The following is a 7889-nucleotide window of genomic DNA, read 5'->3' as shown; positions in this document are numbered from 1 at the left end:
CTGAGTAGGTCATCTTTTATATTTCTCTTTGCTTGGTTTAAAAGCATTGTACCTTTTCTATTTTGGACTGACTATATCGTTCATTGTAAGATGAATTGAAGACACGCTCTAGTATGATTACTACCTTCTATACTCTATATTTACCGTTTATACCAAAAAATAAATATGATTAATGACGTTTAGTTTTAAACATTGCTATAATGTCTTTATATAACACATAGTTAATATGTGTTATATATTTATAAATAAAGAGATTCTTTATAATAATAACTTTGTTTATCATTGGTTAATAGAATGAATGCTATTTCACATAATATGTATTTATATAAAGTAATTAATTCTTCTAGAGATCTCTTTGCTGACAGTATACAAGCTATAGGCGTACTATAATTATAGTTTCAAAATGAGTAGTTCTTATAATCATCGTGTAAATAATTATTACTATAAAGTTTCTATTGTGATTGGAATACTAGAATTTTGTTTTCTTATCAGAAGGTTATTTTTAAAGTCATATTAGTAATATATTAAGAATGACGACTTATGTTTAGATTTATTTCAAAATAATTGTATTTAAAATTGATACAATAAGCCTCTATTATTATATATTCTTAATTATAAAATATATTTTTAATACACCATTAAATATTATTTAGAATTAACTGTATGTTGTGTACAGCCTTAATAGCTAATGAACGATGTATTCATTGCATCTTTTAACGCAAAATAATACCTCGATAGAGGTTATATTCTTATTCTATAATTGGATCTATTATGAGCAAAAATAACGCAATTGATTTAGAAAATTTGAACGTAGATGAGTTACGTGCTATCACTGAAAACGCTCAACAACTTATCGCCAAAAAACAGCATCAACGTTTGTATGATGCCTATATGCAGTTCGAGCAGATTGCAGAAGATAGCAATGCAACGATTGAAGAAATACTGAAAGCTGGTGAAAAGTTAGAGAAAAAACGCAGCATTAAATATCGTAATACTGATGACCATAGTGAAACTTGGACTGGCCGTGGCCGTAAGCCAACGTGGTTAGTCGAAGCGCTAGCAGCAGGTCGTGATATCGAAGATTTCGCTATTTAATTAGCTGTTTTCTTATAGAGTTACTTTCTGTGAACCAGTTTGAAGTTGCTATTTATAATGGTGTATTTACAACCATTTAGCGACAGACATAGCTGCTTTCGAGAAAATAAAAGCCAGTATCTTTACTGCCAGTATTTTGGCAAAAAGATACTGGCTTTTTTTCTGTCATCTATATGCCATTGTTTGTTATGATAATGACGTTTTTGTCTTATATAAGAGTTATACGACTGTGGCCCAAGTATCTGAGTTTTCTCATAAACGTCCCCGTAAGCTTTGGTGGCTAGTTGGGTTTGTGTTGTTTGCGCTATTTGCTGTATTGCAAATGCCAGCAGCATGGTTACTTGAGAAATACGCGCCAGATACGCCCTATGTCCAGCATGTATCCGGCAATGTATGGCAAGGCGCTGCTATTTGGCAATTGCCTATGTCATCAACGTCGCTTACAGGTATGGCAGAATGGTCATGGAAGCCTTGGCAGCTACTCATAGGTAAGCTAGGTGCGGACGTCAATATTCACTCAGCACAGACACGTCTGAATGGGCAAGTTAAACTTGGTCTGAACTCATGGCAAGTTGACGAGATGAGTGGGAAAATTGCACCTGAGACGCTAGCGAGTATAGTCAGCTGGCAGCTGCCAAATACCCCTATTCAGGTAAATAATGTATCGCTAACGCGCCAGTCTGATAAAAGTGAGGCATCTAGTAGTGAGCCTGCTAAAGACGATGGCGGGTTTAGTGCAGCGGATGGTCAATTGACTTGGGTTGGCGGTGAGGTAGGCTATCCTAGTGGTGGCAAAGTTTTTTATATTACGATGCCTGCTCTAAGAGCTGAGCTTAGTACAGAGCAAAAAAACAATAGAGATTTGTTGCATATCAATTTATTGAATAATCAAGATAAGCGTTTGGGAGATCTGTATCTCGATAGCGATAATATGCTCGATGTCAGTTTGACGCAGCGCTTGCTAGAGAACATGCCTGAGTATAAAGGACAAGCCCCTCAAGATACGCCAGTTGTCAGTGTGCGCCAGCCATTGTTAGCTGGTTTGGGGGCGAACTAAATGCTTAATATCGCCGCAAGCTTAAAACCTGTTATCAATACTCTCAATCGCTTTTCAGGTTGGCTATTGTTGTTAGCCATTGCTTGGCTATGTTGGACAGCCGCCCGTCTTTTATGGTTATTACTAGCAGCACCTCTAGCGCCTGCATTGCCTTTAGCGCCTCTACAGAATAGTGCCAAATCCACCAAAGATTATAGCAGCTTATTTGCAATCTTTGCTGATCCCGATCCTGTTACCGCAGCCGTGCAACCACCTCCCAACATTGAGCTCAAAGGCGTACTACTAGCCATACCTGAGAGCATGTCTTCCGCCTTATTGAATGTCAATGGCGAAGTCAAAAATTACCGCATCGGTGATGAGCTAAAAGACAGCGATTATACGCTCGTGGCTGTTGACTGGAATTCAGTCATTATCGCTGATGCTAACGATAAAGAAACCGTTATTAAAATGCCAGAGGCGATGCCATTAGACCAAAGTGATATGCTAGCAAGCGGAATAAGCAATCAGCGTTTGCCAAACAATAGCATGTTGCCGACAGGGCCCCAGCCAGTACAAAACGCTGTTCCTGAGGCAGAAGGGACAACTGGCGCAGACACTTCAAAAAGTCCACAGTCGGCTATCGAAGAAGCGGTTACGGCCTTGCAAGAAAACCCTGCCAGTTATCTAAGTAGAATGGGGGTGATGGCATCGGGCGAGAGCTACCAAGTCACAGCGGCGATGCCTGCTGGCCTACGTAATCGTTTAGGGCTTGAGCCAGGTGATAAGGTACTAACTGTCAACGGACAGAGCGTAGGTAATAACCCAGCGCAAGATGCTGGTGTACTTCAGCAAGTACAGCAAGCAGGTGAAGCGCAGATAGAGGTTCAACGTGGTGAGCAAGTTATTACGATTCGCCAGCAGTTCTAGCAAGGTAGGTTTTTAGCAAAATTGCTCCTTAAACACTCAGCACATAGTAAGCAATATCACTGTAGGTAATCATCAATATGGTAAGTTTTCAGAATTTTTCAGCCACGCCTTTGTACCGTAGCCTGCAGGGTTTGATGCGCCTGTGTCGACCACTTTGTCTGGCAGTACCATTATGGGCTGCTGGTGTTGGTCTTGCTAATGCTGAGAGCTGGAAAGTCAATTTGCAAGACGCTGATATTAAAGCCTTTATTAATGAAGTTGCGACCATCACAGATCAAAACTTTGTGCTCGATCCACGTATCAATGGCAATGTGACAGTCATCTCTAACAAAGCCCTGTCCCGTGATGAGATCTATCAGTTATTTCTGAGCGTGATGCAAGTGAATGGTATCGCTGCGATTGAATCGGGAACGACGACAAAACTGGTGCCAGATAATATTGCTAAGCAATCTGGTGTGGCGGTTGATTTACGCGGTGATAGTGTTGGCGAATCGCTCGCCACTCGAGTTATTTATTTGACCAACACCCAAGCTGCAGAAGTATTAGGAGTTATTCGCCCATTGATGCCGCAGTCGGCTCACGCAGCAGCTGTACCTGGTGTCAATGCGCTAGTATTGTCCGATCGAGCAGACAGCCTTAATCAACTGACGGCCCTTATCCGTGATTTAGACAGCAATGTGAATGACAGTTTGCAAGTGATACCACTGCGTCACGTCGATGCCGAACGTATGATGGAATTGATTAGCGCCTTAGTCTCAAGTGCGGGTAGTGGGCAAGCACAAGGTGGCAACAATCAGCTAAAGGTGATTGCTGATACGTCGAGCGATAGACTGCTAGTCAAAGGCAGTCCTGAAATGATTGCTAAAGTCCAAGAAATGGTCAATCAATTGGATACCACGCCGACCAGACGTTTAAGTGGTCTACGTGTCTTTCGATTAAAGTATGCTAGTGCTGGTCATATCGCCGATATGTTACGCGGCTTACTTGCTAATCAATCTATCAATAGTGCTGGCGCGACCTCGACACTAGAATCAGCGTCACTAAATGAGGCAAGCAGCACAGGCGCCGCGATTAATAATGCAGCTAGCGATAGCTTAGGTAGCAGTGCGGCCGCTGTCTCGACTAGCAGCACAAATGGAACAAGCACAGGAGTGGGCGGTCGTCCGTTTAGTATTATCGCTGATGAAACTCAGAATGCCGTTATCGTCAATGCCGCACCTGAGCTAATGTTCGAGATTGAAGACGCAGTCAACCAATTAGACAGTCGCCGCGCACAAGTATTAATTCAAGCTGCCATTGTTGAAGTGTCAGGCGATGATGCTACTCAGCTAGGCGTTCAATGGGCGCTAGGTAATGCCAATAGTGGCTATGGAGTTGTCAACTTTAACAATGTGGGGGCCAGCGCGACGACACTTGCAGCTGCTGCTTTAGCAGGGACAAGTACGGCAGGTATTAGCGCTGCTGCCAGCTCTATCGCTGGTGCATTGATAGGAATTGGAGACAGTCGCAAGGACAGTCAGGGCAATACAGAGTTTTATGGTGCTATTTTACAGGCGCTTGACTCATCTACCAGTGCTAATCTATTGTCCATGCCATCGATTTTGACATTGGATAATGAAAAAGCCAGTATCTTGGTTGGTCAAAACGTACCTTTTGTCACAGGTTCTTTTACCACTAGTGGCAATAATTCAAACAACCCATTTCAGACAATTGATCGTCAAGACATTGGTATTAATCTGAATGTCATTCCTCACATTGGCGACAATGGCACAGTACGTTTAGAGGTATCGCAAGAAGTCTCTTCAGTCGTACCAGGTAGTACGGGTAATGCCAGTGGGCTAATTACCAACAAAAGCCTCATTAATACGACCATTCTAGCGGATGATCAGCAGACGATTGCCTTGGGCGGCCTGATGCGTGACAACACCACCACACGTCAACAGAAAGTTCCTGGTTTGGGCAATGTTCCTGTTATCGGTAGACTCTTTCGTTCTGACAATGACAGCACCCAAAAGAGCAATTTGATCATCTTTTTACAGCCGACTATTTTACGTGATGGCGGCGCGGTAGCGAGTGTGACTGAACGCAAATTTAATCAAATGCGAGTGTTGCAGCTGGTCATTGATAAAAACGGTACGATTAAGCAATTACCATTGAGCGGCACTGAAGGTTGGAATGGTAATGTCAGTGCAGATTACGAGCTTATGCCGCTTAATCCTCTTATCCCTAAACGTGATCAAGCGCCAAAATCTACTTCGCAAGGCTTTACGAGAGTAGATAGTCCTAATAGCGGTATCACGACCTATCCTCTTAATCGTTAAAATATTGGCCGTATATATAACGGTTAATATGATTCAACTGACATAAATTAATGTACGATGTGATAGATACTAGTTACATCGTACATTAGCTTGCGTATTCATAACACAGATAAACATAGACGCTTTTATATTTGGGTATATTAGTTACTAATAAAATAATGAGTTACGTATCATGTTTTTCACTATAGTAAATCAGAAACTAAGATGACAGATTATAAAAATACGAAAAAATGGTTTTTGCTAAGTGTGGCTGCAACTGCGCTATTACTCATCCCTAGGCGCAGTAGTCGAAAGGACAATACGGAGACAGTAAATAATCATAATACCGTATCTGAGGGTAGTGATATTGACGATGCTCACGAGAATGCAGCTAGTAAATAGAAGCTAGTAATTAGAAAATAAAAGCTCAATAATGCGTCTATAGCAATATTCTTGTATAAAAATACTTATATAGTAAAAATTGCTTAGTGTTTATTACTCAATTCTATGTTCTGAAAAGTCAGTTTTGGAGTTTATTAATGTGTGGCAACAAATCAGTGACCATGGCTGAGAGAACAGATGCTAGAGAAGTTTTAAAAAATGTCTATTCTCTTATAGATACGCATACACATTTTGATGCTCCAGTGTTCGACAATGATCGCAGACAACAGGTAGAGCAGGCTTATAGTCAAGGTATCCGTCACTTAGTGCTAGTAGGTTATCTATATCAGTATTTTGATCGAATGTATGATACTCAAGATTTCATTAATAAAATGTCGCAGTCGTCTGTAACAAAGGTGAATAGTAAAGATAAGTGCGATGTTGCAGCCTATATCGCGCTCGGTTTACATCCTTTTTATATTGAGCAGCATACCAATGATCATTTAATACAACTTGAACAAATAGTGATAGAGCAACGTCCATTAGCCATTGGTGAGATTGGATTAGACACCTTTACCGATGCAATGAAGCAGCCTGATATGTTTGCTAAACAAAAAAGGTTCTTTGCGGCGCAGTTGGATATAGCAGTGGCCCATCGACTTCCAGTAATGCTGCATATTCGTAAAGCGCATGCTGAAGCGCTCGCAATATTAAAAGCGCATAAATACGATGCGCATAAATTAGGTGGTATTGCCCATAGCTTTAGTGGTGGCGAACAAGAGGCGAAGGCTTTTGTAAAATTGGGGTTTAAGCTCGGTATTACTGGTCAGATAACCAATCCGAATGCCAAAAAACTGCGCCGTGCTATTCAAGTAGCAGTTGAGAGTCATGGCATCGAATGCTTGGTCATTGAAACGGATTGTCCAGATATGACACCTATTATGTGTCAGACAACGGATAATACTGATTCACATAATAGGAATGTACCAGCCAATCTCCCATGGGTATTGGCAAGCTTGAGTGAGCTATTAGAAATACCACATGATAAACTTGCTAAGCAGTTATGGCAAAATAGCTGTGATGCTCTGAAAGTAGACTGGGCTTATTCAACGTAACTATACTATTTATAAGAAAAGCATCGTTGTAATTAGACGCTAAAAAGTACTAGCCAAATAAATGACAACCAAAATATTTGAAAAGAGAATTTGATCTGTTATGAGTGACACGCGACAATTTGAACAACCAGAATCCGTCGAAGACAGTCTTGCACAAGACGAATCGCGCCAACAAGATGAGCAGTACGATCGTCGTTTTCAAGGTACACGGACACTATATGGTACCTCTGCGGTTAATACTTTTTCGGCAGCTCATGTCTACATTATTGGTGTAGGAGGGGTGGGCTCTTGGGCAGCAGAGGCGCTGGCTCGGACAGCAGTGGGAACGATTACGTTGATTGATTTGGATGTATTGGTTGCTTCTAATGTCAATCGCCAACTGCCTGCATTGGACAGCACATTTGGTCAAAGTAAAATTGAAGCAATGGCAACTCGTATTAGAGAGATTAATCCCACAGTAACCTTAAATTTGGTCGATGACTTTTTGACAGTAGATAATGTCGCCACACTCTTACCAAGTCGTGAAGCAGTTAAATCTGCCAATGCTCAGGGGAAACCGATTGTTATTTTAGATTGCGTAGACGATATGAATGCTAAATTAGCAATTGCTTTACACTGTCGTTTTAATAAACTAAAGTTGGTCTGTGCGGGCGGTGCAGGTGGTAAGATAGATCCAAGTCAGATTAGAGTAAGTGATTTGCGTGACTGTTATCAAGACCCACTACTTGCAAAGTTACGCAACAAGTTACGCCACGAAAAAGGCATTAATAGTGCTTTAAAAGAAAAATTTGGTATCAAATGTGTCTATTCGACAGAGCCGCCAATTGTAGATAAAAGCTGTCAAACAGGCGGTTTACAGTGCGGTGGTTATGGCTCAGCAGTGGTCGTTACGTCAGTGGTGGCGATGATTATGGTGAGTGAAGCATTACAATTATTAATAAAACAGACGAGTCGTAACTAGGGCGTGTTGAACATTGGCGACAAATTAATGGCAAAAAAAATAGCGAACGGTTAATCTTTAAGCTCTCACACAAA

7 protein-coding genes are annotated in these 7889 nt (G+C 41.2%); all 7 read left to right on the top strand.

All coding sequences use genetic code 11. From position 1 onward, the window contains the following. Positions 1–771 precede the first annotated feature (771 nt). The 7 genes from I3254_RS01370 (at position 772) to I3254_RS01340 (ending at position 7815) form a co-directional block, all read left to right on the top strand. On the top strand, positions 772–1095 hold the full coding sequence (locus I3254_RS01370; RefSeq protein WP_101204384.1) for an H-NS histone family protein: 324 nt from the start codon (positions 772–774) through the stop codon (positions 1093–1095). A gap of 229 nt (positions 1096–1324) precedes the next feature. Beyond that, positions 1325–2152, top strand: a complete 828-nt coding sequence (gspN, locus tag I3254_RS01365; protein WP_238050608.1) for a type II secretion system protein N — start codon at positions 1325–1327, stop codon at positions 2150–2152. Further along, positions 2153–3058, top strand: a complete 906-nt coding sequence (locus I3254_RS01360) for a type II secretion system protein N (RefSeq protein ID WP_238050606.1) — start codon at positions 2153–2155, stop codon at positions 3056–3058. A gap of 77 nt (positions 3059–3135) precedes the next feature. After that, complete coding sequence (gene gspD, locus I3254_RS01355) at positions 3136–5379, top strand: type II secretion system secretin GspD (RefSeq protein WP_238050604.1); 2244 nt, start codon at positions 3136–3138, stop codon at positions 5377–5379. A gap of 204 nt (positions 5380–5583) precedes the next feature. Then, a complete protein-coding gene (locus I3254_RS01350; RefSeq protein WP_238050602.1) occupies positions 5584–5760 on the top strand; it encodes a hypothetical protein in 177 nt (58 codons plus the stop codon). Between the two features lie 161 nt (positions 5761–5921). After that, on the top strand, positions 5922–6854 hold the full coding sequence (locus I3254_RS01345) for a TatD family hydrolase (protein WP_238050610.1): 933 nt from the start codon (positions 5922–5924) through the stop codon (positions 6852–6854). Between the two features lie 100 nt (positions 6855–6954). Next, the gene (locus tag I3254_RS01340; protein WP_238050600.1) at positions 6955–7815 is read left to right on the top strand and encodes a tRNA threonylcarbamoyladenosine dehydratase; all 861 of its coding nucleotides are present in this window, start codon (positions 6955–6957) and stop codon (positions 7813–7815) included. Positions 7816–7889 lie beyond the last annotated feature (74 nt).

The organism is Psychrobacter sp. Ps2 (assembly GCF_022129405.1).
Classification (GTDB): Bacteria; Pseudomonadota; Gammaproteobacteria; order Pseudomonadales; family Moraxellaceae; genus Psychrobacter.
Note: the sequence above shows the minus strand (reverse complement) of the source record. Positions and strands in the feature narration are given on the sequence as shown.

What these genes read in the sequence shown, in the direction of transcription:
- I3254_RS01370 (WP_101204384.1), top strand. Translation starts at nt 772, where the DNA reads ATGAGCAAAAATAACGCAATTGATTTAGAAAATTTGAACGTAGATGAG.
- I3254_RS01360 (WP_238050606.1), top strand. Translation starts at nt 2,153, where the DNA reads ATGCTTAATATCGCCGCAAGCTTAAAACCTGTTATCAATACTCTCAAT.
- gspD (WP_238050604.1), top strand. Translation starts at nt 3,136, where the DNA reads ATGGTAAGTTTTCAGAATTTTTCAGCCACGCCTTTGTACCGTAGCCTG.
- I3254_RS01350 (WP_238050602.1), top strand. Translation starts at nt 5,584, where the DNA reads ATGACAGATTATAAAAATACGAAAAAATGGTTTTTGCTAAGTGTGGCT.
- I3254_RS01345 (WP_238050610.1), top strand. Translation starts at nt 5,922, where the DNA reads ATGGCTGAGAGAACAGATGCTAGAGAAGTTTTAAAAAATGTCTATTCT.
- I3254_RS01340 (WP_238050600.1), top strand. Translation starts at nt 6,955, where the DNA reads ATGAGTGACACGCGACAATTTGAACAACCAGAATCCGTCGAAGACAGT.